At 55.9% G+C, this 22,295-nt stretch carries 20 protein-coding genes and 4 tRNA genes; 12 read left to right on the top strand and 12 right to left on the bottom strand.

Annotated elements, in window-relative coordinates; all coding sequences use genetic code 11:
- The first annotated feature begins 207 nt into the window (after nucleotides 1-207).
- From QT231_RS08840 to prpD, 6 genes are all read left to right on the top strand, one after another.
- Nucleotides 208-951 (top strand): GntR family transcriptional regulator, encoded by a 744-nt coding sequence (locus QT231_RS08840; RefSeq protein ID WP_308336544.1) that lies wholly within the window; start codon nucleotides 208-210, stop codon nucleotides 949-951.
- A 35-nt stretch (nucleotides 952-986) separates the two neighbouring features.
- The gene (gene prpB, locus QT231_RS08845; protein WP_308336545.1) at nucleotides 987-1,877 is read left to right on the top strand and encodes a methylisocitrate lyase; all 891 of its coding nucleotides are present in this window, start codon (nucleotides 987-989) and stop codon (nucleotides 1,875-1,877) included.
- Between the two features lie 191 nt (nucleotides 1,878-2,068).
- The gene (gene prpC, locus QT231_RS08850) at nucleotides 2,069-3,196 is read left to right on the top strand and encodes a 2-methylcitrate synthase (RefSeq protein ID WP_308336546.1); all 1,128 of its coding nucleotides are present in this window, start codon (nucleotides 2,069-2,071) and stop codon (nucleotides 3,194-3,196) included.
- A gap of 66 nt (nucleotides 3,197-3,262) precedes the next feature.
- Entirely contained in the window at nucleotides 3,263-5,875 is a 2,613-nt protein-coding gene (acnD, locus tag QT231_RS08855) for a Fe/S-dependent 2-methylisocitrate dehydratase AcnD (RefSeq protein ID WP_308336547.1), read from the top strand.
- A 15-nt stretch (nucleotides 5,876-5,890) separates the two neighbouring features.
- The gene (gene prpF, locus QT231_RS08860) at nucleotides 5,891-7,069 is read left to right on the top strand and encodes a 2-methylaconitate cis-trans isomerase PrpF (RefSeq protein ID WP_308336548.1); all 1,179 of its coding nucleotides are present in this window, start codon (nucleotides 5,891-5,893) and stop codon (nucleotides 7,067-7,069) included.
- Nucleotides 7,070-7,138: 69 nt separating this feature from the next.
- Entirely contained in the window at nucleotides 7,139-8,647 is a 1,509-nt protein-coding gene (prpD, locus tag QT231_RS08865) for a 2-methylcitrate dehydratase (RefSeq protein WP_308336549.1), read from the top strand.
- Between the two features lie 67 nt (nucleotides 8,648-8,714).
- Here prpD and QT231_RS08870 read toward each other — a convergent pair whose 3' ends face one another.
- A complete protein-coding gene (locus QT231_RS08870; RefSeq protein ID WP_308336550.1) occupies nucleotides 8,715-8,996 on the bottom strand; it encodes a ComEA family DNA-binding protein in 282 nt (93 codons plus the stop codon).
- 305 nt (nucleotides 8,997-9,301) lie between these two features.
- Between QT231_RS08870 and pyrF the strand changes: the two genes are divergently transcribed.
- Nucleotides 9,302-10,003 (top strand): orotidine-5'-phosphate decarboxylase, encoded by a 702-nt coding sequence (gene pyrF, locus QT231_RS08875; protein WP_308336551.1) that lies wholly within the window; start codon nucleotides 9,302-9,304, stop codon nucleotides 10,001-10,003.
- Between the two features lie 22 nt (nucleotides 10,004-10,025).
- Here pyrF and lapB read toward each other — a convergent pair whose 3' ends face one another.
- The 3 genes from lapB to QT231_RS08890 all read right to left on the bottom strand — a co-directional run bounded on the left by lapB (nucleotide 10,026) and on the right by QT231_RS08890 (nucleotide 11,913).
- Nucleotides 10,026-11,231, bottom strand: a complete 1,206-nt coding sequence (lapB, locus tag QT231_RS08880; protein ID WP_308336552.1) for a lipopolysaccharide assembly protein LapB — start codon at nucleotides 11,229-11,231, stop codon at nucleotides 10,026-10,028.
- A complete protein-coding gene (locus QT231_RS08885) occupies nucleotides 11,232-11,537 on the bottom strand; it encodes a lipopolysaccharide assembly LapA domain-containing protein (RefSeq protein WP_027958442.1) in 306 nt (101 codons plus the stop codon).
- 79 nt (nucleotides 11,538-11,616) lie between these two features.
- Nucleotides 11,617-11,913, bottom strand: coding sequence for an integration host factor subunit beta (locus tag QT231_RS08890; RefSeq protein ID WP_211596081.1), 297 nt, complete (start codon nucleotides 11,911-11,913; stop codon nucleotides 11,617-11,619).
- A 204-nt stretch (nucleotides 11,914-12,117) separates the two neighbouring features.
- Here QT231_RS08890 and QT231_RS08895 point away from each other — a divergent pair, with 204 nt between their 5' ends.
- Complete coding sequence (locus QT231_RS08895) at nucleotides 12,118-12,411, top strand: succinate dehydrogenase assembly factor 2 (protein WP_308336553.1); 294 nt, start codon at nucleotides 12,118-12,120, stop codon at nucleotides 12,409-12,411.
- A 46-nt stretch (nucleotides 12,412-12,457) separates the two neighbouring features.
- Nucleotides 12,458-12,802, top strand: coding sequence for a hypothetical protein (locus QT231_RS08900; protein WP_308336554.1), 345 nt, complete (start codon nucleotides 12,458-12,460; stop codon nucleotides 12,800-12,802).
- 10 nt (nucleotides 12,803-12,812) lie between these two features.
- Here QT231_RS08900 and nadB read toward each other — a convergent pair whose 3' ends face one another.
- The 7 genes from nadB to uvrY form a co-directional block, all read right to left on the bottom strand.
- A complete protein-coding gene (gene nadB, locus QT231_RS08905; RefSeq protein WP_308336555.1) occupies nucleotides 12,813-14,408 on the bottom strand; it encodes an L-aspartate oxidase in 1,596 nt (531 codons plus the stop codon).
- A gap of 274 nt (nucleotides 14,409-14,682) precedes the next feature.
- Nucleotides 14,683-14,769: transfer RNA gene (locus tag QT231_RS08910), tRNA-Leu, on the bottom strand.
- Between the two features lie 68 nt (nucleotides 14,770-14,837).
- Nucleotides 14,838-14,911, bottom strand: a tRNA-Cys gene (locus QT231_RS08915).
- Nucleotides 14,912-14,922: 11 nt separating this feature from the next.
- Nucleotides 14,923-14,997: transfer RNA gene (locus tag QT231_RS08920), tRNA-Gly, on the bottom strand.
- An 84-nt stretch (nucleotides 14,998-15,081) separates the two neighbouring features.
- A complete protein-coding gene (pgsA, locus tag QT231_RS08925; protein WP_308336556.1) occupies nucleotides 15,082-15,630 on the bottom strand; it encodes a CDP-diacylglycerol--glycerol-3-phosphate 3-phosphatidyltransferase in 549 nt (182 codons plus the stop codon).
- A gap of 96 nt (nucleotides 15,631-15,726) precedes the next feature.
- Nucleotides 15,727-17,541 (bottom strand): excinuclease ABC subunit UvrC, encoded by a 1,815-nt coding sequence (gene uvrC / locus QT231_RS08930; RefSeq protein WP_308336557.1) that lies wholly within the window; start codon nucleotides 17,539-17,541, stop codon nucleotides 15,727-15,729.
- 41 nt (nucleotides 17,542-17,582) lie between these two features.
- A complete protein-coding gene (gene uvrY / locus QT231_RS08935; RefSeq protein WP_308336558.1) occupies nucleotides 17,583-18,233 on the bottom strand; it encodes a UvrY/SirA/GacA family response regulator transcription factor in 651 nt (216 codons plus the stop codon).
- 173 nt (nucleotides 18,234-18,406) lie between these two features.
- Here uvrY and QT231_RS08940 point away from each other — a divergent pair.
- Nucleotides 18,407-18,482 (top strand) — tRNA-Ala (locus QT231_RS08940).
- Between the two features lie 77 nt (nucleotides 18,483-18,559).
- On the opposite strand, the gene argF is transcribed toward QT231_RS08940, so the two are convergent.
- Nucleotides 18,560-19,480 (bottom strand): ornithine carbamoyltransferase, encoded by a 921-nt coding sequence (gene argF / locus QT231_RS08945; protein WP_308336559.1) that lies wholly within the window; start codon nucleotides 19,478-19,480, stop codon nucleotides 18,560-18,562.
- Between the two features lie 276 nt (nucleotides 19,481-19,756).
- Between argF and grxD the strand changes: the two genes are divergently transcribed.
- Together grxD and dnaX are read left to right on the top strand one after the other, a co-directional pair.
- A complete protein-coding gene (grxD, locus tag QT231_RS08950) occupies nucleotides 19,757-20,107 on the top strand; it encodes a Grx4 family monothiol glutaredoxin (protein ID WP_133732744.1) in 351 nt (116 codons plus the stop codon).
- A 161-nt stretch (nucleotides 20,108-20,268) separates the two neighbouring features.
- The gene (dnaX, locus tag QT231_RS08955) at nucleotides 20,269-22,272 is read left to right on the top strand and encodes a DNA polymerase III subunit gamma/tau (RefSeq protein ID WP_308336560.1); all 2,004 of its coding nucleotides are present in this window, start codon (nucleotides 20,269-20,271) and stop codon (nucleotides 22,270-22,272) included.
- Nucleotides 22,273-22,295: the final 23 nt, after the last annotated feature.

The raw sequence follows: 22,295 nt of genomic DNA on the forward strand, positions 1-22,295 counted from the left end.
TGACACCAGCGCAAGGCTTCGACGCCTTTCTCACGCACGGTTTTATACGCAGCTTTGAGTAAAAAAATGGCTTGATTGTTGACAAGCTGAATTTTGTTGCGCCTGCTAATACAACGAAAGACGTATAAAATCGGCAAACACGGCTGGTTGACGGTTTAATGGACACGCGCTAGAGTTTGTTTACTTTCCAATTGTCGACAATCAATTATGGCTTCTCTCGCTACTCCCTCACTTAGCACTGCTGAACGTTCGTCCGAATCCACGACGCCCGAAGTGCGTACCCTCGCCGAGCGGGTGTTTCATCAGTTGCAGGATGCCATCGTACGGGGCGAGCTTGCTCCCGGCAGTAAGATCACCGAGCCAGGGCTATCAAAAACCTACGGCATTTCCCGCGGACCGTTGCGGGAGGCGATGCGGCGGCTGGAAGCACACCGACTGATCGAACGTGTTCCCCATGTGGGTGCCCGAGTTGTGAAACTCTCGATGAAAGAGCTTTTAGAGCTGTTTGATCTGCGTGAAGCCCTTGAAAGCATGGCGGCGCGGCTGGCGGCTGAGCATATGACACCGGCAGAGGTTCAGGGCTTGCGAGACGTGCTGGCGCTGCACGAAGGCCAGGCAGATTTAAAGCGTGGCGAAGCTTATTACCAGCGCGAAGGCGATCTCGATTTTCACTACTGCATCGTCCAGGGCAGCCATAACAAGATGCTCATGAACCTGCTCTGCGACGACCTTTACTACCTTGTGCGCCTTTACCGCACTCAGTTTAGTGCCAGTGGCACGCGGCCCCAGCGCGCTTTTGTGGAGCACCACCGCATTGTGGATGCCATAGAAGCTGGCGATGCGGAGCTGGCCGAGCTGCTAATGCGCCGCCATGTCAGCGCCTCCCGCGCCAATGTGGCAGATCGTTACGCCGCGGCCCTGGAACAGTCAGCCGCTAAATCGCAAAGCTAAAGCATAATTAAAATTAGCAACAGGAGAAACGCCCCATGTCCCAGATGACTCCCGGCGCCCGCTTTCGGGCCGCGCTCGAGGCTAACCGCCCGCTGCCAATCCTAGGCACTATTAATGCCTATACAGCGCTGATGGCCGACAAGGTTGGTCACCAAGCCATTTACCTGTCAGGTGGCGGTGTCGCCAACGCCTCGTTCGGCTTGCCGGATCTGGGCATGACGACCATGAATGACGTGGTGGAGGACGCCCACCGTATCTGCGGCGCTACCGAGTTACCGCTGCTGGTGGATATCGATACCGGCTGGGGTGGCGCCTTCAATATTGCCCGCACCGTGAAAGAGATGCAGCGCGCTGGCGTAGCCGCAGTGCATATGGAAGACCAGGTGGCGCAAAAGCGCTGTGGCCACCGCCCGAATAAAGCGATTGTCTCCCAGCAGGAAATGGTTGACCGCATTAAAGCCGCCGCAGACGCCAAGATCGACCCCGACTTCTATCTGATTGCCCGTACCGATGCCTTCCAAAAAGAGGGTCTTGACGCCGCCATCGAGCGCGCTAATGCCTGTATAGAAGCGGGGGCAGATGCCATCTTCGCCGAAGCGGTGCACACCCTGGATGATTACAAAGCTTTCTGCCAGCGGGTCAACGCACCGATTCTAGCCAATATCACCGAATTTGGTGCGACACCGCTGTTTACTCAAACGGAGCTTGGCGACGTTGGCTGCCGTATGGTGCTTTACCCGCTCTCTGCGTTCCGCGCCATGAACGCTGCGGCCCTGCAGGTCTATCAAAGCATTCTGGATAACGGCCACCAAAAAGAGGTTGTGCCGTTAATGCAAACCCGCGACGAGCTCTACGATTTCCTGAACTACCACGATTTTGAGCAGAAGCTGGATGCTTTGTTTGCCGAAAAAGGTGATGACCAATAAGCCAACTGGTGAGAGGGCAGGTTTCCGCGAGGGCGCTGTGAACCCATCCCTGGGCGCTACTTTCGCCATCCCTGGGCGAAAGACCCTCGCTCCAACCTGCCCTCTCGCCAAACCAGCTTTGCCGAAAGTTTAATAAGCGAAATTATTCAGAACACGATAGTTAAAATAAAAGCAGTAATAGGAGACACACCATGGCTGATAAACCCGTGACAGGTGCAGGACTACGTGGCCAGAGCGCTGGTACTACCGCGCTATGTACTGTAGGCAAAACAGGCTCAGGCCTAACCTACCGTGGCTTTGATATCAAAGAGCTTGCTGAAAAAGCCAAATTTGAAGAGGTCGCTTACCTGCTATTGAAGGGCAAGCTGCCCAACCAGGCTGAGCTGGATCACTACATCGCCAAGCTGAAAAGCCTACGTGGGCTGCCCGAGGCGCTGAAAACAGTGCTCGAGCAAATTCCCAAAGATGCCCACCCGATGGATGTGATGCGCACCGGCACCTCAATGCTGGGCAATCTGGAAACCGAGGAGAATTTCGATCAGCAGCAGGACGTTGCCGATCGACTGCTGGCGGTGCTGCCCTCGATTATTTGCTACTGGTACCGCTTCTCTCACGACGGCGTGCGCATCGATACCGAGACCGATGACGACTCAGTCGGCGGCCATTTCCTCAATATGCTGCGCGGCGAGCCCGCCTCTGAACTGCATGCGCGGGTAATGAACGTATCGCTGATCCTCTACGCCGAGCACGAGTTTAACGCCTCTACCTTTACCGCTCGGGTCTGCGCCTCAACGCTTTCCGATATGCACTCCTGCGTCACCGGCGCGATTGGTTCGCTGCGCGGGCCACTGCATGGCGGGGCTAACGAAGCGGCGATGGCAATGATCGAGGGTTGGCAGTCGCCGGAAGAAGCGGAAAGCAAGATCATGGGCATGTTGGAGCGCAAAGATAAAATCATGGGCTTCGGCCATGCGATCTATCGCGAGTCCGACCCGCGCAACGCGATTATCAAGCACTGGTCCAAGAAGCTCTCCGACGATGTCGGCGACAAAGTGCTCTATCCGGTTTCCGAGCGGGTAGAGGAAGTCATGTGGCGGGAGAAAAAGCTGTTCTGTAACGCTGACTTCTTCCACGCCAGCGCGTACCACTTTATGGATATACCCACCAAACTGTTCACGCCGATTTTTGTCATGTCGCGGCTAACCGGCTGGGCGGCCCACGTGTTTGAGCAGCGCGCCAATAACCGCATTATTCGCCCCAGCGCCGACTACACCGGCCCCGAGAAGAGCGAGTGGGTGCCGATCGAAGCGCGAGACTGACCCGCGTGCTGTCCGGTGGCTTGGTCACCGGACTTTTTTCAGCCCCTTCTTGTGAGTCTGTCTGCTATGAATACCCAATACCGTAAACCCCTGCCCGGCACGGAGCTGGATTTTTTCGATGCTCGGGAGGCAGTGGAAGATATCCAGCCCGGCGCCTATGCGCAGCTACCCTATACCTCCCGCGTGCTGGCAGAACAGCTGGTGCGCCGCTGCGATCCAGAGCTGCTCACCGATGCCTTGAAACAGCTGATTGAGCGCAGAAGCGATCTGGATTTCCCCTGGTACCCTGCACGGGTGGTCTGCCACGACATTCTCGGCCAAACCGCGCTGGTCGACTTGGCCGGGCTGCGCGATGCGATTGCCGAGAAGGGCGGCGACCCCGCCAAGGTCAACCCGGTGGTGCCGACCCAACTGATTGTCGATCACTCGCTGGCGGTGGAGCATGCCGGGTCGGAAGAGGGCGCTTTCGAGAAAAACCGCGCCATTGAAGATCGCCGCAATGATGACCGTTTCCACTTTATCAACTGGACGAAGACGGCCTTCGAGAACGTCGATGTGATTCCCCCCGGTAACGGCATCATGCACCAGATTAACCTGGAGAAGATGTCGCCGGTGGTGCAGAACCGCGATGGCATTGCCTACCCGGATACCTGTGTGGGCACCGATAGCCATACGCCGATGGTAGACGCCCTGGGCGTTATCTCCGTGGGTGTCGGGGGACTGGAAGCCGAAAGTGTGATGCTGGGCCGTGCTTCCATGATGCGTTTGCCGGATATTGTCGGTGTAGAGCTGACCGGCAAATTGCAGCCCGGTATTACCGGCACCGATATGGTGCTGGCGATTACCGAGTTTTTGCGTAAAGAGCGGGTAGTCGGCGCTTATCTTGAGTTTTACGGCGAAGGCGCCGATGCGCTGACGGTCGGTGACCGCGCCACGATCTCCAATATGACCCCTGAGTACGGCGCCACGGCGGCGATGTTCTACATCGATGGCCAAACCATCGATTACCTGAAGCTCACCGGTCGCGAAGATGAACAGGTAGCGCTGGTGGAAACCTATGCCAAGCAGACCGGCCTATGGGCGGACAGCTTAACCGAAGTTGATTACGAACAAGTGCTGACCTTTGACCTCTCATCGGTAACACGCACACTGGCAGGGCCTTCCAACCCCCATGCCCACCTGCCCACCTCCGAGCTTGCCCAGCGAGGCATTGCCGTCGGCCTGGAGGCGGCGCAGGCGGAGGAAAAAGCCGGCAAAATGCCCGATGGCGCGGTGATCATCGCTGCCATCACCAGCTGCACCAATACCTCCAACCCCCGCAATATGGTCGCCGCCGGGCTGATCGCCCGTAACGCCAACCGCCTTGGCTTGCTGCGTAAGCCGTGGGTAAAGTCGTCGCTGGCGCCGGGCTCGAAAACGGTCAAGATGTACCTCGAAGAAGCCGGTTTGATGAGCGAGCTGGAGAATCTTGGCTTCGGGGTGGTGGCCTACGCCTGCACCACCTGCAACGGCATGTCCGGGGCGCTGGATCCCAAAATCCAGCAGGAGATTATCGAGCGCGATCTCTATGCGACCGCGGTACTCTCCGGCAACCGCAACTTTGATGGGCGGATTCACCCCCACGCCCAGCAGGCCTTTTTGGCGTCACCGCCGCTGGTGGTTGCGTATGCCATTGCGGGCACCATTCGCTTTGATATTGAGAAGGACGCCCTGGGGGTGGATCAGGCGGGGAATCCCGTTACCTTGAAGGATATCTGGCCCGCCGATGAAGAGATTGATGCGATTGTCAAAGCGTCGGTGAAGCCCGAGCAGTTTCGCCAGACCTATATTCCCATGTTCGACTTGGACAAGAGCGCCCGCGCCCAGGTCAGCCCGCTATACGACTGGCGCCCACAGAGTACCTATATCCGTCGGCCGCCCTACTGGGAGGGCAATATGGCCAAGGAGCGCACTCTCAAGGGGATGCGGCCGTTGGCGATTCTGCCGGACAATATCACTACCGATCACCTGTCGCCCTCTAACGCGATTCAGTTGAACAGCGCGGCGGGGGAGTACCTGGAGAAAATGGGTGTGCCGGAGGAGGATTTTAATTCCTACGCCACCCACCGGGGTGACCATCTCACCGCCCAGCGGGCGACCTTCGCCAATCCCAAGCTTTTCAATGAAATGGTGCGTGACGACGATGGCAAGGTAAAGCAGGGCTCGCTGGCGCGGGTAGAACCAGAAGGCGAAGTGACTCGCATGTGGGAGGCGATCGAAACCTATATGGCGCGCAAGCAGCCGCTGATCATTATTGCCGGTGCCGATTACGGCCAAGGCTCCTCACGGGACTGGGCGGCCAAAGGTGTGGCACTGGCGGGCGTAGAGGCGATTGCCGCCGAAGGCTTTGAGCGTATTCACCGCACCAACCTGATTGGTATGGGGGTGATGCCGCTGGAGTTTGAGCCAGGCACTACGCGTATGACACTAGGCTTAGACGGCACCGAAACCTTTGATGTGGAAGGTGCAGTTTCGCCAGGTGCGCAGCTTTCCCTGGTGATCCATCGCCAAAACGGTGATGGCGAGCGCGTACCGGTAAAATGCCGTTTGGATACCGCCGAGGAGGTGTCTATTTACACCGCCGGTGGCGTGCTGCAGCGCTTTGCCCAGGACTTTCTCGAATCCACCAGCGCTGCATAGTCGGAGATAACGCTTATGCATTATGCCCCTCAGATTAAAATCCCCGCCACCTATATGCGTGGCGGCACCAGTAAGGGCGTGTTTTTTAAACTTAGCGATCTACCCGAAGCCGCCCAGCAGCCCGGCGTCGCGCGGGATCAACTGTTGCTGCGGGTGATAGGCAGCCCCGACCCTTATGAGAAGCAGATAGATGGCATGGGGGCTGCCACCTCAAGCACTAGCAAAACGGTGATTCTGTCGAAAAGCGCATCACCGGAACACGACGTGGATTACCTGTTTGGTCAGGTCTCCATCGACAAGCCCTTTGTGGATTGGAGCGGTAACTGCGGTAATCTCTCGGCGGCGGTAGGCCCTTTTGCAATTGCGAATGGCCTTATTGATCCAGCGCGTATTCCTGAAAACGGCGTGGCCGAGGTACGCATTTGGCAGGCGAATATTCACAAAACCATCGTGTCACGGGTGCCCATCGTTAATGGCGAAGTACAGGAAACTGGCGATTTCGAGCTCGATGGTGTGACCTTTCCGGCCGCGGAGATTCCGGTGGCCTTTATGGATCCGGCGGATGGCGAGGGTGCCATTTTTCCCACTGGCAATCTGATTGACGACCTAGATGTGCCAGGGGTGGGTACGCTGAAAGCAACGCTGATCAATGCCGGTATTCCCACTGTGTTTATTAACGCCGCCGACATTGGCTATACCGGCGCCGAGCTACAGGGGGCCATCAACGGCGACAGTAAAGCGCTTGATATGTTTGAAAACATTCGCGCCCACGGGGCTGTGCGTATGGGGCTGGTCAGTGATATTAGCGAAGCTGCCAACCGCCAGCACACGCCCAAAGTAGCTTTTGTTGGCCCACCGGCAGATTACGTTTCATCAAGCGGAAAAAGCGTCCAGGCGGCCGATATCGATCTGCTGGTGCGGGCGCTCTCTATGGGCAAATTGCACCATGCCATGATGGGCACCGCTGCGGTTGCTATTGCCGCTGCCGCGGCGATTGAAGGCACGTTGGTAAACCTGGCAGCGGGTGGTGGTAAACGTAATGCAGTCACCTTTGGACACCCGTCGGGTAGCTTGCGTGTCGGTGCAGAAGCAAACCTGATAGATGGGCGCTGGTGTATCGAGCAGGCGGTGATGAGTCGCAGTGCGCGGGTATTGATGGAAGGGTTTGTGAAAATTCCTGGCGACAGCTTTTAGTAAGTCTTTCTTGGGCCATACTGACTTGAGCCATACTGAGTAGGTGACTCAACCGCAGGAGAGAGCGCTATGTCTTCCAGATCGTCTTCCAAACCGTCCGCCACATCCGAAGCCAATGAGCGGCCTGACTACGACCCCGAGCTACAGGCTATTGCCGACTATGTGCTCAATTATCAGGTGGAATCTGAAGAGGCATTGGAAACGGCCCGCTACTGCCTGATGGATACGCTGGGTTGCGGACTACTGGCGCTGCGCTTTCCTGAGTGTACCAAGCACCTTGGGCCGATAGTGGAAGGCACGGTGGTGCCGTTTGGGGCACGTGTGCCAGGCACCTCGCTCCGCCTTGACCCGGTGAAGGCAGCGTGGGACATCGGCTGTATCATCCGTTGGTTGGATTATAACGATACCTGGCTCGCCGCAGAGTGGGGGCACCCCTCCGATAATCTGGGTGGGATACTCGCTGTGGCCGACCACCTCTCTCAGCGGCAGGTCGCCCAAGGTGAAGCGCCGCTGGTGATGCGTGATGTGCTAAATGCCATGGTAATGGCTCATGAGATCCAGGGTGTGCTGGCGCTGGAGAATAGCTTTAACCGGGTAGGGCTCGATCACGTGGTGCTGGTGAAAGTGGCCTCAACCGCGGTGGCCGCTAAGCTGAAGGGAGCCAATCGCGAGCAACTGCTCTCGGCACTCTCTCATGCCTGGGTGGATGGCCAGAGTCTGCGCACCTATCGCCATGCCCCCAACGCCGGTTCGCGTAAAAGCTGGGCCGCTGGGGACGCTACTTCACGAGGCGTGCGCTTGGCAGATATTGCCCTACGCGGTGAAATGGGTATCCCCAGCGCGCTATCGGCCCCTCAGTGGGGGTTCTACGATGTGCTATTCAGCCATGCCAACAAAGATTTAAGCCTGAAGCCTGCGGCTGATCGCCGCCTTCGCTTCCAGCGTGAGTTTGGCAGTTACGTGATGGAGAATATCCTGTTTAAGATCTCCTTCCCCGCTGAGTTTCATGCCCAAACGGCTTGCGAAGCCGCTGTGGCACTGCACCCTCAGGTGAAAGATCGTCTGGACGAAATTGATAGGGTGGTACTCACTACCCATGATTCGGCTATTCGGATTATTTCCAAAACCGGCGCACTCGCCAATCCGGCGGATCGCGACCACTGCCTGCAATACATGACCGCGGTGCCACTTATTTTTGGTGCCCTTGCCGCTGAGCACTATGAAGACAGTTTTCATGCAGCACATCCGTTGATAGATGAGCTGCGAGGCAAAATGGTGGTAGAAGAAAATGCCGAGTATTCGGCGGATTACCACGATCCTGAAAAGCGCTCTATCGCCAATGCGGTGCAGGTATTTTTCAACGATGGGAGTGCGACGGATCAAGTCGCAGTGGAGTACCCGATAGGCCATCGTCGTCGAAGGGAAGCGGGGATGCCGCTACTGGTTGAAAAGTTTGAGCGCCATTTGGCGACCCGATTTCCATCAAGCCGTTGCCAAACCATCACTCAACTATGCAGCCAACAGACAGCACTTGAAACGTTGCCAGTTCATAAGTTTATGGATTTGTGGATGATTTAAAGCAGACTGTACCAAAGCCCGGCGCCTATGCTGACCGGGCGATTGTGGTGGCTAACCAATGTTACCTCTATTCAAATGTCACTTGATCCTGCAAGCGGTCAACGGTGGCAGACCCAATGCCACTGACGCGCTCTAGGTCGGCAGCGCTTTCAAAGAGGCCATTGGTTTCGCGCTCTTCAATAATCGCTTCGGCCCGGCTGGGGCCAATGCCCGGTAGTTCGGCCAGTAGCTCAGCGTCGGCAGTATTGACGTTAATCGGGGCCACTTCCTGGGCCTGCACGCCACTGGAAAGACCTAAGCTAATGCTAAACAGTAGCGCGGCCAAAACTCCTTTAAGTTTCATGTTCATCTTCAATGATCCTTTTAATAACGTTGGAGGACTTGGGTTACGCAGACGGCGTTGCGTAGAGGTTTTTAGGCGTAGAGGTTTCTACTCGTGCCAGTGTTCATAACAAGCACGATCAACACCGATGCATTACTAACTTAGCTTTATTGCAAAGGCGTTTCTGTAAGAGATCTATGACAGCGTTTGTAAGTTTTTAGCTATCCATTTATGGCAAAAGTCTTACATGTTGCTGTCCTATCGCCGACATACAGAGGCGAGGAGTAGGGTGAGGCTGATATAATGGCTAAAAACGTATTTGGAGCAACGTTGTGGCCACCGATTCCCCGCTTATTATTGCCCTTGATTACCCTTCGCTAGACGCTGCGCTCTGCATGGCGGATCAGCTAGATCCCGCCCGCTGTCGAGTGAAAGTAGGTAAAGAGCTGTTTACCCGCAGCGGCCCTGCGGTGCTAGAAGCGCTGCATGGTAGAGGGTTTGAGGTGTTTCTGGATCTTAAATTTCACGATATTCCCAATACCGTTGCCAGCGCAGTGCAGGCGGCGGCAGAGCAGGGCGTGTGGATGGTCAACGTACATGCCAGCGGCGGGCGGCGGATGATGGAGGCGGCTGTGCAGCGTCTGGAGCAGCACGCTTTAACGACCCACTTAATCGCCGTCACCGTATTGACCAGTATGCAGGCCGACGATTTGGCGGAGCTGGGTATAAAGGCCCCACTGGCCGAACACGTAGAGCGCTTGGCGCTGCTGGCGAAGCAGAGTGGTTTGCAAGGGGTGGTTTGCTCAGCCCAGGAGTCTGCGCGGATTAAAACGCTATGCGGTGAATCTTTCCTGAAAGTCACCCCAGGCATTCGGCCAAGCTTTGCAGTCGCTAACGACCAGCAGCGGACGATGAGCCCAAGCGAAGCACTTCAGGCAGGAAGTAGCCATCTGGTTATTGGACGCCCCGTCACTCAGGCTGATGATCCTATGGAGGCGCTGGCGGCGATTGAGGCGGAGCTTGAAACGCACTGAATCTCTCGCAGCCTTACGAGCACTATTCGCCCTCGACGCCAATCACCGGTTTAATTGTGCCCCAGAAACGGCAACTGGGGCACTGCCACTGTAAGGCGTCGCTGGCAAAGCCACAGCGCTGGCAGCGATGGCGGGTACGGTTAAGTAGCAGTGCATCGGTATGATGTTTTAGCAGCAGCAGGCGTGTATCCGGGGAAGGTTTTCCGCTAAGCCGCTGGCTTTCAATATACAGGTCGATCAAATAATCCAGCCCGCCTAAGCTCGGCACGGCGCGCAGACGTCCGCCGATCAACTCAATTGCTTTGTCGACACCGTCGCGCTGATGAACGAGCTGCCCCAGCGCAATAATAGTACTGGTATAAGGCGCTTGCTCCAGCAGCCGATAAAGGTGGGCCTCAAAACCTGCTTCATCATTATTGCGCAAATAGGCGTGCCTGAGGGCGGGCAGCATGGTAGAGATATGCGCTATGTCCTGGCGCGGAATGTTGTCTAATCGCCCTATAGCGCGGGCATAGTGCCCATTGTCCATCTCTAATTCGGCCAACATCAAGGTGGCGCGAACGCAATTTTCATCCAGTTGCAGCGCTTGTTTGAGGTGCTTTTTAGCCAGTGGTCGGCTGGCTTCACTTATTTCTTCCAGTGCCAGTTCGCATAGCCAGTGGGCCGCGGGGCGCCGCATTTTAGGATACTGTTTCAGCAGCGGTTGGATAACGTCGAGGGCTTGCTGCCACGCTTTTTCGCGTTCCAGTAAATCGATAAGCATCTGTTTGGCAGCGTAGCGGTGTTCGTGATCACCACTCTGTTCCAGCAGCGTATTGAGCAGCCGCTGGGCGCGATCATGCACACCAAGTGCCATAAAGTCACGGGCAAGCTCAAGCTGGATCTGCTCATTGGTATGCTGTGAAAGGGCGGGGCGCGCTAACAGGTTTTGGTGGATGCTGACCGCTTTATCCGCCTCGCCACGGGCGCGAAACAGTTTGCCGAGGGCGATATGGGTATGCACCGTGTCGCTGTTGACCGCAAGCACATTAATAAAGGTATTGATCGCTTCGTCGGGCTGCTCGTTAAGCAGGTAGTTAAGCCCGACGAAGTAGTCCCGGGAGAGCGCCTGCGAGGAGGTCGTGGGCGGTTCGGTGCGATGTCGACGGCGTCCGGCTTGGCGATAACCTAACCCGTAACCGATGGCAATGGCGACCAGCAGTACGCTTAGCAGCGCAACATCCAGCATTTATGCCAGTTCCTTAAACTCCTGGGTGCGCAGGCTGTCGAGCTCTTTACGTTGCTGCTTATTCTGTCGCTGGCTGCGGGCCAGGGTTGCCTTTAACCGAACGTAGACGCCTAGCATGGCGAGCATGCCCAGTATGACGCCAAACACCAAGGTCGCTAGTAGCCACACCGAGAGCGATACTGCCGGTAGCTCCAGCCAAATAAGGTTCAAGGCAATGGTTTGCTGATTATTAACGGCAAACAGAATACCTACCAGCACTACTATCAGCAAAATAACGGCTAGAATCAGCCCTTTGATCCAACGCATTTGAGTTTCCTAGTCTGTGACATTCACGGTAGCGCTATTGTGTACGACTCTAGCGGCGACGTCATCCCACGATTAGTAGCTAGTAGCCGAGCGCCCGACTAGCGTCTACCTGCTCGCGCAGCTCCTTGCCAGGTTTAAAGTGCGGCACATACTTGCCTTCCAGATCAACTGCTTCGCCTGTTTTTGGATTGCGCCCTACCCGCGGCTCCCGGTAGTGCAGTGAAAAACTGCCGAAACCACGGATCTCAACGCGACCGCCGCTAGAAAGAGAATCCGTCATGTCGTCCAGGATAATACGCACCGCCGTTTCAACATCTTTGGCGGACAACTCCGGCTGACGCATCGCAATTTGTTCGATTAATTCAGATTTAGTCATCGGTTGGCTCCCTGCGAACATTGAAGGCCGTGACGCTTGCGACCTCGCTAACATCAAATTCAGCATACTGCGCAATTCAATATAAAACAATTCAGATAAAACAAGGTTCTAGGTACTTTTACAGCATAGGCGAAGTAGGGCGCTGGCGCGACCCTGTGGCTTAGGTATACTGGCCACTCATTTATCGAATCGGAGCGGCTGACGTTGAACGACGACAATTCCCCAGCAGCCATTTTGCGCAAACGGCTTTATTGGCACTCCCGGCGCGGCATGTGGGAGCTTGATCTGCTGCTTATACCTTTTCTTGAACAGCGTTTTGACCATCTCAGCGAAGCGGATCAACTGGCCTACCAGCAGCTTATTAAAGGTGAAGATCAGGATCTGTTTGTCTGGTTAATGCACCGGGAGTGGCCCGAGGAGCCTAGCCAGCGGCGTATCGTACAAATGATCGTTGAACATGCTGAAACCACCGATAATTCTGTCTATCGTACCCTCTAAGTATTGGCTGCTGGCCCAATCTGGCTTGTTGTTCGGGATAGTGGCGATGAGCTATTGGGTAGGGGGCGGGTCATTGGCAGTGGCGATGGTAGTGCTGGGCGCTGCCATTGGTTGGCGCGGCTATCTTCGTCAACCTAAAGGCTTGCTTTCGCTTACGTCGACGGTACCTCAAGTTCAAGGCCGCTGGCTGAGCGAGGCGCAGCCAGCGGAGAGAACCCTGGCGCAACAAAGTGAAGATCTGGGTGACGAAGCGCAAGTACGTTGTGACTATTTAGGGCCCTGGTTAATAGGGCTATATGTAGGTAAGCAGCGGGTTTGGCTCTGGCCTGATAGCGCGCCCGAAAAAAACCTGCGTAAGGTAAGGCAGCTGTTCCATCGTCCGGGTCGCTAACGTTTTTCTCTCACGCTTGTGTTAAATCGTTTATCGAAAGCGAAGAGGCAACGGCTTTGGACTGTTGATGGGGCCAGTCGGTGGAGTAATGGAGTCCGCGGGACTCATGCCGCCGTTGAGCGGCGAGTACCGTCAAAATGGCCAGATGTAGTGTCTGGTGTAAGCGTTTGCCTTCCGGGGCGGTGAGAGCCCCTTCTAGCTCTTCCAGGCTGTTTAGCAGCGACTTCAAGTTCGCCAGAGCAGTGTTTAGCCCGGTTGCGCTGCGCACAATCGAGACATGTTGGCTCATGGTGGTGCGCATTTGTTGGCGTATATCGCTGAGTACTGTCTTGGGCAAGACGGTAGCCGCTGCCCGCGCCGGGGGCTGGAAATCAATTATGCTGGCCGCTTGGCCGTGTAGTTCTTGCGCGTCTGCTAACAGCGCCTGTGCACAACTGCGGGCAAATACTAAACACTCTAACAGTGAGTTACTGGCCATTCGGTTGGCGCCGTGCAGGCCCGTGCAGGCCGTTTCTCCGATGGCGTAAAGGTGGGCAACACTGGTGGCGCCTTGCAGGTTGGTGGCAACGCCGCCGCAGCTATAGTGGGCGGCAGGTACGACAGGGATAGCCTGCTGGGTGATATCGATGCCCCGAGACGCACAGTGGGCCAGAATAGTGGGGAAGTGGTGGCGAATCGCTTGTCCACCTAAATGGCGAATGTCCAACCACACGTGCCCCAGGGAACTGCGCTGTATTTCAGCATCAATGGCGCGGGCGACCACATCGCGAGGGGCTAACTCAGCGCGCTTATCCAGCGCCAGCATAAACCGTTCTCCCGCCTCGTTAAGCAAATGACCGCCTTCTCCGCGAACTGCCTCGCTAATCAAAAACGCCGGGCCTTCGGGGTCAAATAGGCAGGTGGGATGAAACTGTTGGAACTCTAGGTTCATTAATCGAGCGCCCAGCTCGGCGGCCATTATCATGCCTTCGCCGCTGCTTGGAGCGGGCGTAGTCGTGTGACGGTAGAGGCCGCTTGCGCCGCCAGTGGCCAATACGGTATGGCGCGCAGTGAGCGAGTGCCACTGATGGTTAGTATCGTTGCCATAGGCGCCGCGACAGGCGCCTTGGTCATCTTGTAACAGGCCAACCACGGTTAGGTCGTTGCGCTGGGTTATGTTGGGATGTCGCGCAACGCTGGCTAATAGTGTGTCCACTACGGCGCGGCCGGTAGCATCATCCGCGTGGATAATTCGCCGGGCGTTATGGCCGCCTTCGCGAGTTAGATGGTACGGATAGCGCGCAGCAGGGTCGTCCTCGGGGGTAAAGGGAACGCCCTTATCAATCAGCCACTGAATAGCAGCTGGCCCGTGGGTAACGGTAAAGCGAACGGCCTCGATATCGCACAGCCCATCACCAGCAATGAGGGTATCGTTGATATGCGCTTCCAGATCGTCATCCGGTGAGAGCACAGCGGCAATACCACCTTGGGCCCAGCGGCTGGCACCTTGGTCGTCTTGCGCAGGGCGCACCAGCGTCACTGACCTGTGATCAGCCACTTCCAAGGCAAGGGTTAACCCAGCGACGCCGCCGCCAATGATAAGTACATCGGATGTTGGCGTGCTCATAGTTCCCGTTCCCTCTTGATGCTGATCAAAGTAGTGCAAACCCCAAAGCGTCGCTAGCTTCGCCGGGGACGCAAATAATTAGAGGCAGGCATCATAGCGTGGCGATTAGCGTTTAGCGATATTTTGGAGTAAGAAATGAGTAATGATCAGGGCTACCGTTGCGCCCTGTTCGGACACGCGAAATTTCGCAGCAGAGAGCAGCGCAAAAATAACCAATATAGAAAGTTAAATAGCTAAAGGGGTTATAACTGGGGGGGAGAGTGAAAATAGATAATGGTGCCCGGAGCCGGACTTGAACCGGCACGGGGTTGCCCCCGAGAGATTTTAAGTCTCTTGCGTCTACCGATTTCGCCATCCGGGCTAGACATTACAAACAATCAAATAGCAATGCTGTTTCGCTTTACTTAAAACATCACTGCTAGACAAAGATGGAGGCTGGAGTCGGAATCGAACCGGCGTACACGGAGTTGCAGTCCGCTGCATAACCACTCTGCCATCCAGCCTCAAAAGTCGTTGGAGCGGGAAAGGAGATTCGAACTCCCGACCCTCGCCTTGGCAAGGCGATGCTCTACCACTGAGCTATTCCCGCTCGACTCGAGGGCGAATTATACGGATCGCCACCGAGTTGTCAATCAATGAATTATAGACGCTTTCTTATTGAGTTATCAGCAGATTACATGGAGCGGCTAAGATGCGGCCAAGCCGCTTTCAGGTACTGAACCATCGACCACAGCGTTAGAATGGCGGCGGTATAGAGTACTACAACGCCTAGTAGCGCCAATTCGTGTGTCGGAGGAAGCGCCAGCAGGATTAGTAGCGACACCATCTGCAGGGTCGTTTTAAGCTTGCCCACCCAGGAAACCGCCACCATGCCACGTTTGCCCATTTCAGCCATCCACTCACGAAGCGCTGAAATAACAATTTCACGGCCAATGATGACCAGTGCGGGAAGCGTTAGTACCAGGGTGTCATAAAGCTCGATTAATAACGCCAGGGCCACGACCACCATGAGTTTGTCGGCTACTGGGTCTAAAAAAGCGCCAAAGGGCGTTGACTGATTCCAGCGGCGCGCTAAATAGCCATCCAGCCAATCGGTGATGGAGGCTAGTCCAAACAGGCCAGCCGCCACGGGCATGCTCCAACTGAAGGGTAGATAAAACAGCACTACCAGCAGGGGAATAAAGGCGATTCTTGCCAATGTCAGTATGTTGGGTATGTTCATCGCAGGGTGCGATCCTTGCCGGAAAATCAGAGGATTCGAAGTGTCTGAGGCTCATTCTATCCCCCTTGGCCGATGGCATCCATGCCAAACGGGCGTTTATCCGTTGAGTGCTCGATAAATACTCTCGGCTAACGACGCATTAATGCCGGGTACACGGGACAGTTCGTCGCGACTGGCCTTTTGTACCCCCTGCAAACCGCCAAAAAAGCGTAGTAACTCCCGTCTGCGTTTAGGGCCAATGCCAGGGATATCCTGCAGGGTCGAAGTGCGTCGCGCCTTATCGCGCTGAGCCCGGTGGCCAGCAATCGCGAACCGGTGCGATTCATCGCGAATATGCTGGATCAGGTGTAATGCGGGGGAAGCTGGATCCAGGTCGAGCGGGTTGTCAGCGGTTTCCACAAACAGGCTTTCAAGCCCCGCTTTGCGCGTAGTGCCCTTGGCGACGCCCAATAGCATGATATTGCTGATATCGAGTTCTTTAAACACCTCGCGGGCCATGTTGAGTTGGCCCTTGCCACCGTCGACAATCAAAATGCCCGGGGCAACCGCTTCTCCGCTTTTTACCCGCTTAAGACGCCGTGTCAGGGCCTGCTGCATGGCAGCGTAGTCATCGCCTGCGGCGACCCCCTCAATGCGGAAATGGCGGTAGTCGCTTTTACGCGGACCTTGATGATCAAACACCACGCAGGAAGCGACGGTCGCCTCGCCGTGGCTATGGCTAATGTCGAAACACTCCAAGCGCTGAGGTGTTTCTGCTAAGCCCAGCGCTTTCTGCAGGGCAGTAAAGCGCTGGGTAAGTTGGGTTTGATTGGCCAGTTGGGCGGCTAACTGCTGCTCGGCATTGGTAATGGCGAGCTGCCGCCACTGGGCGCGGTGGCCTCTCACTTGGCTGGTGACGCGAATGCGTTTGCCCGCCTGCTGTGACAGCGCTTCGGCTATAAGTTCGCTGTCGTCTAGCGGGTGGCTGGTAATCACTTCGCTGGGCACATTATGGGGTTGACCAAAATAGTATTGGCTAACCACTTCGGTGAGCAGCGTTTCAAGCGGTAGATCCAGATCGTTTTTCGGGGTGTGATGACGCGCTCCCAACAGGCGACCGTCACGGACACTCAGCACTGAAACCCCAAGCGCGCCGGGGCGTTGAGCGAGGGCGAAAATATCGGCGTCCCCACCGCCGGTATCGACAAACTGGCGTTGTTGGAGCTGGCGCAGTTGCTGAACCTGGTCGCGAAGACGGGCAGCTTCCTCAAAATTGAGCGCCTGGCTGGCCGTTTCCATCGCTTCCATCAGTTCCTGAGTCACACTTTCACTTTTGCCCTCCAGACACATCACGGCGTGTTCGAGGTCACGGCGGTAGTCTTCGGCGGAAATGTAGTCGACGCAGGGGGCGCTACAGCGCTGTATCTGATACTGCAAGCAGGGGCGCGAGCGGTGGGCAAAGACACTATCCTCGCAGTTGCGGATACGAAATATTTTTTGCATCAGCGCTAAGCTTTCACGCACAGCACCACTGCTGGGGTAGGGGCCTAGGTAGCGGCCATCGTCGCTGCGTTGCCGGGCGCGCTTATACTCAAGTGCCGGGTAGGGGTGGCGATCAGTGACAAATACAAACGGATAGGACTTATCGTCTCGAAGCAGAATATTATAGGGCGGGCGCAGCTGTTTGATCAGTGTCTGTTCGAGCAGAAGCGCTTCAGTTTCCGTGCGCGTGACGGTTACCTGAATATCGGCGATGCGGCCCACCATGGCCTGGGTTTTGGTATTCAACTGGCCACGAAAGTAGCTGGCAAGGCGCGCTTTCAAACGCTTTGCTTTGCCTACATAGAGGGTATTGCTTTGTTCGTCGAGCATACGGTAAACCCCTGGTGAGGAGCTTACCGAGCTCAAGAACTGTTTTGAATCAAAGGTCATATCAGCGTGTCGGTACCCGATAACAGCAGGGGAAGGTGGGGTTATATTTGGGTAGCGTCAAACCCCTCGACCAGCCCGTGACGGAGTGCTAAGTGGGTAAGCTCAACGTCGGTGGCTACCGGTAGTTTATCAAAGAGTCGATAGCGATAGGTGTTTACCGTTTTAGGACTTAAATGCAGGCGGTCAGAGATATCTTGCACGCGCTGGCAGTTCACAATCATAAGGGCAATCTGTAGCTCTCGGTGAGAGAGGTGGCTAAACGGATTATCCTCATCGGTAAAGTGTGACATGGCCAGCCGCTGGGCAATTTCTTGACTGACATAACGCCGGCCGTGGAAGACCTGACGGATGGCATCGGTCATTTCTGTGGCATCTGCGCCTTTGCTTAAAAAGCCTGAGGCACCCGCTTCGAGCATGCGGCGCAATACGCTGTCTTCCATGTGCGCGGTCAAGATTAGAACCTTGGCGTCTTTCATGCTGCGGTTAATCCGTCGAGTGGCTTCAAGCCCGCCGATGCCCGGCATGCGAATGTCCATTAGCACAATGTCGGGCTTTAAGTGGCGACACTGTGTTACGGCACTTTCGCCATCGTCGACTTCGCCCACAATTTTAATGTCACACTCTTCGTTTAGCAGGTGAGCAATGCTCGTTCTTACTAGGTGATGATCATCGGCTATAAGTACAGTGATCAATGGACAGGCTCCTGCATGGAAACATCATGGGCTCAGGCGTTGGCCTTGTACTCTATGCATAGAGTGCCACAGCTTACGACAAAGGAGAATTAGTTGGCCGCAGTTGGGGCAAAAACTTGACCGAGATAAATGTTCATCGTAGTATCCGCCTCGCTGTCGGAAAGACAGCGCATGGGGCCTTAGCTCAGCTGGGAGAGCGCAACACTGGCAGTGTTGAGGTCAGCGGTTCGATCCCGCTAGGCTCCACCACTATTTTGCTTTACCAAGATTCCAGAAAAAAGCCTCGTTTAACAACGAGGCTTTTTTTCGACCTTAAAAGCTGATTATTACTCAGCGATTTTTCCCAATAGTAAAAATTCAATCAGTGCTTTTTGTGCATGCAGGCGATTGCCCGCTTCCTGCCAAACCACGGCCCGTGGGTCGTCGAGCAGGGTGTGGCTAATCTCTTCACCGCGATGAGCGGGTAGGCAGTGCAGAAAGAGCACGTCTTGGTTGGCTTGGTCGAGCATCGCTTCGGTAACTTGAAAGCCTGCGAAATCGGCTTCACGCTTTGCCTGCTCTTCCTCCTGGCCCATTGATGCCCAAACGTCGGTGGTGATCAGGTCGACCTGCTTTACCGCTTCCTGAGGGTCGTGCAGCAGCGTCACTCTATCGCCAGCGGCTGCCATGATATCGGCACGCGGTTCATAGCCCTTCGGGCAGCAGATGCGTAGGTGAAAATCGAACTGACGGGCGGCGTTGATCCAGGAGTGGCACATATTGTTACCATCACCAATCCATACCGCTGTGCGCCCTTTGACGCTACCGCGAAGCTCGGTCCAGGTCATTACATCGGCAAGTAGCTGGCAGGGGTGGTAATCATCGCTCAAGGCGTTGATTACCGGTACGCTGCTGGCGCTAGCGTAGGCTTCCAACCCCGCGTGGGAGAAGGTGCGAATCATTACCGCATCGACCATTTCGGAGAGTACGCGAGCGGTGTCTTCAATTGGCTCGCCTCGACCCAACTGCGTATCACGGGGGGAGAGAAATAGTGCGTGGCCGCCAAACTGTGCCATTCCCGTTTCAAATGAAACCCGCGTACGCGTAGACGATTTTTCAAAGATCATCGCCAGAGTGCGGTTGGGTAATGGAGTATAAACAGGGCCCTGGGCTTTTAGATTGGTTTTGATCGTAATGGCGCGTTGGATCAAATAATCCAGCTCGTCCGGGGTCAAATCTAGCAGGGTCAGGAAATGGCGTGTCGCCATAAGGGCTTCTCTCCGCGCAAAAACACTATCCTAGCGATGCCGCAGGGGATGCGCAACGCGAACGGCATGCGTAGAATGGCCTCTACACGTTAAAGCCGAGCGCTCTACTCGGGTACTGGTCTTAAGAACCATATTAAGTACTAGTCTCAAGTACTCATTACAAGGGCTAGGTTCACGAGCTAGGTTCAAGAGCAGGGTTCAAGGGCCAAGCCAAGTAGATGGGTAAGAGGGTATCGGCCATTGATAAGCGAGGAGAATAGTATGGAGGAGAATAGTATGAGCACGACTGCCGAAAACATTCAGCGTCAAATTAGCGAAAATCCGATCCTGATTTACATGAAAGGTTCGCCCCAACTGCCTCAGTGCGGGTTTTCTGCCCAGACCGTACAAGCGCTGATGAGCTGCGGTGAGCGTTTTGCGTTCGTTAATGTTCTGGATAACCCGGATATTCGCGCCGAGCTGCCCAAGATTGCTAACTGGCCCACCTTCCCGCAACTGTGGGTTGAAGGCGAGCTGGTGGGTGGCTGCGACATCGTGGTTGAGATGCATCAAAACGGCGAACTGGAAAAGCTGGTAAAAGCCGCTGCAGAGCGTGCGGGTGCGGCGGAAGGCGGCGATAACGCCTAGGCGTTGTCAAACATTCCGCTTTTTCGTGGCGGTTGGCGGGCTGCGGTGCAACCGCTAGAATGGCGCTTGTTCTCGCATCATCTTTGTTTATGCATCGTGGCCTTTGCCCCGCGCTGGCGACAGCGCGGGGCAAGTCAGCCCGCCGAAGGAAGTACAGCTTCATGAGCTATCAGGTTCTGGCCCGAAAGTGGCGGCCTCGCACATTCCACGAACTTGTGGGCCAGGCCCATGTTCAACGCGCCCTGGTCAATGCCCTTGATCAAGGCCGTTTGCACCACGCCTACCTATTTACGGGTACCCGCGGTGTGGGTAAAACCACCTTAGCGCGTATCCTGGCCAAGTGTTTGAACTGCACCGCCAACGGCCGTGGCGATGAAGGCATTACCTCTACCCCCTGTGGCCAGTGCGACAGCTGCCAGGCAATTGATGAAGGGCGCTTTGTTGATCTAATTGAGGTCGATGCGGCGTCAAGAACCAAGGTAGAAGATACCCGAGAGCTGCTGGACAACGTCCAGTACGCGCCTACTCAAGGGCGCTACAAGGTGTACCTGATCGATGAGGTGCATATGCTCTCCACCAGCAGTTTCAATGCGCTGCTGAAAACCTTGGAAGAGCCACCGCCACATGTGAAATTCCTGCTGGCGACCACCGATCCGCAAAAGCTGCCGCCGACCGTACTCTCGCGCTGCCTCCAATTTACCCTCAAACATATGCCGCCAGAGCGTGTGGTTGAGCACCTGACCTATGTGCTGGGTGAAGAGGGCGTTGCATTTGACGAAAGCGCGTTATGGCTATTGGGTAAAGCGGCAGAAGGCTCGATGCGCGATGCCATGAGCCTAACCGACCAAGCTATTGCGTTTGGCCAGGGGGCTGTGCGTCATGCAGATGTGGCCGCCATGCTAGGCACCTTGGATCATCGTCATATACTTGGGCTGGCAGAGGCGCTGGCCGATGTGGATGTGCAGCGACTGTTGGGCGAAGTAGCTCAGTTGGCCGAGCAAGGCCCTGACTTTGCTGCGGTGCTGGATGAACTTTCGAGCATGCTGCATCGGCTGGCGGTGGCGCAGATGGTGCCGGACGCCGTAGATAACAGCCACGGTGATAGTGACGTTATCCTGCAACTAGCGAGTCGTTTCACCGCCGAAGACATTCAGCTCTATTACCAAATTGGTATTCAGGGCCGCGGGGATATGGTGCATGCCCCTGATCTGCGCAGCGCGTTAGAGATGACGCTGCTACGGATGCTGGCGTTTCGCCCTCAGGGCGTGCCGAAACCGCCGCGTACCCCGCTGCCGCTGCGCCGCGAGACATCATCAGAGGCATCAGAACCAACAACTGCGGCTGATGCGACGAGTGCACAAGCGTCAGTTGTGGAGGCGGCATCATCAGCGCCGCAGCCCGCGCCAGAAACGGAAGCCCGGCCAGAAGCTCAATCTGAAGCGCAGCAGTCAAAGCCGCCCGAGCCTCAACCTCAAGCGGTCATGCCTGCCGCTGAAGAGGCGCCGCCGCTGCAAGAGCCACCTCCTTGGACAGTCGAAGCGGACACAGCAGTGGCAGAGGGGGAGGCTCCCCAGGATACCCCTGAACCCGCGGCGCTGGCTGAGCCGGAACATGCTGTTGAGCCAGAGCCAACAGTAACACCCGAGCCAGCCTCCGAGCCCGATAATTTAGACCCCGCCACGGAGGCACCCAAAGCTCAATCAGAGGAGCTTTCAGAAACTGTTCCAGAAACCGTTCCAGAAGCTGTTTCTAAAACCCTGCCAGGCAAGCTGGATAATGCTAAGTGGTTGGAGTATTTCGACTCCCTAGGCTTGGGCGGTTTAACCCGTAACCTGGCGGGCAACTGCTTGGTTGAAAGCGATGACGGCACGCTGCTGACGCTGCGCTTAGACCCCAGTCAAGAGGCCATGCAGGCGGAAGTGCATCAAACCCGCATTGAGCGGGCGTTAAATGAGCAGGGCATGCCACGGCGAATAGCGTTTTACGTGGCCGAGTTGTCTAATAGCCTGGAAACGCCCCGCCAGCGCGAAGAGCGCCTTAATAAAGAGCGCCATGCTCAGGCGGTTGATCTACTCAACCACGACCCCCATGTACAGAAGTTACAGCAGGCATTTGGTGCAAAGCTGATAGAATCCAGCGTAAAGCCAGCCGACGCGATACGCTAAGCGCTTTTCATTTAGTCGAGACT

Origin of the sequence: Halomonas sp. SpR1, from assembly GCF_031010175.1 — a bacterium.
Taxonomy (GTDB): domain Bacteria; phylum Pseudomonadota; class Gammaproteobacteria; order Pseudomonadales; family Halomonadaceae; genus Vreelandella.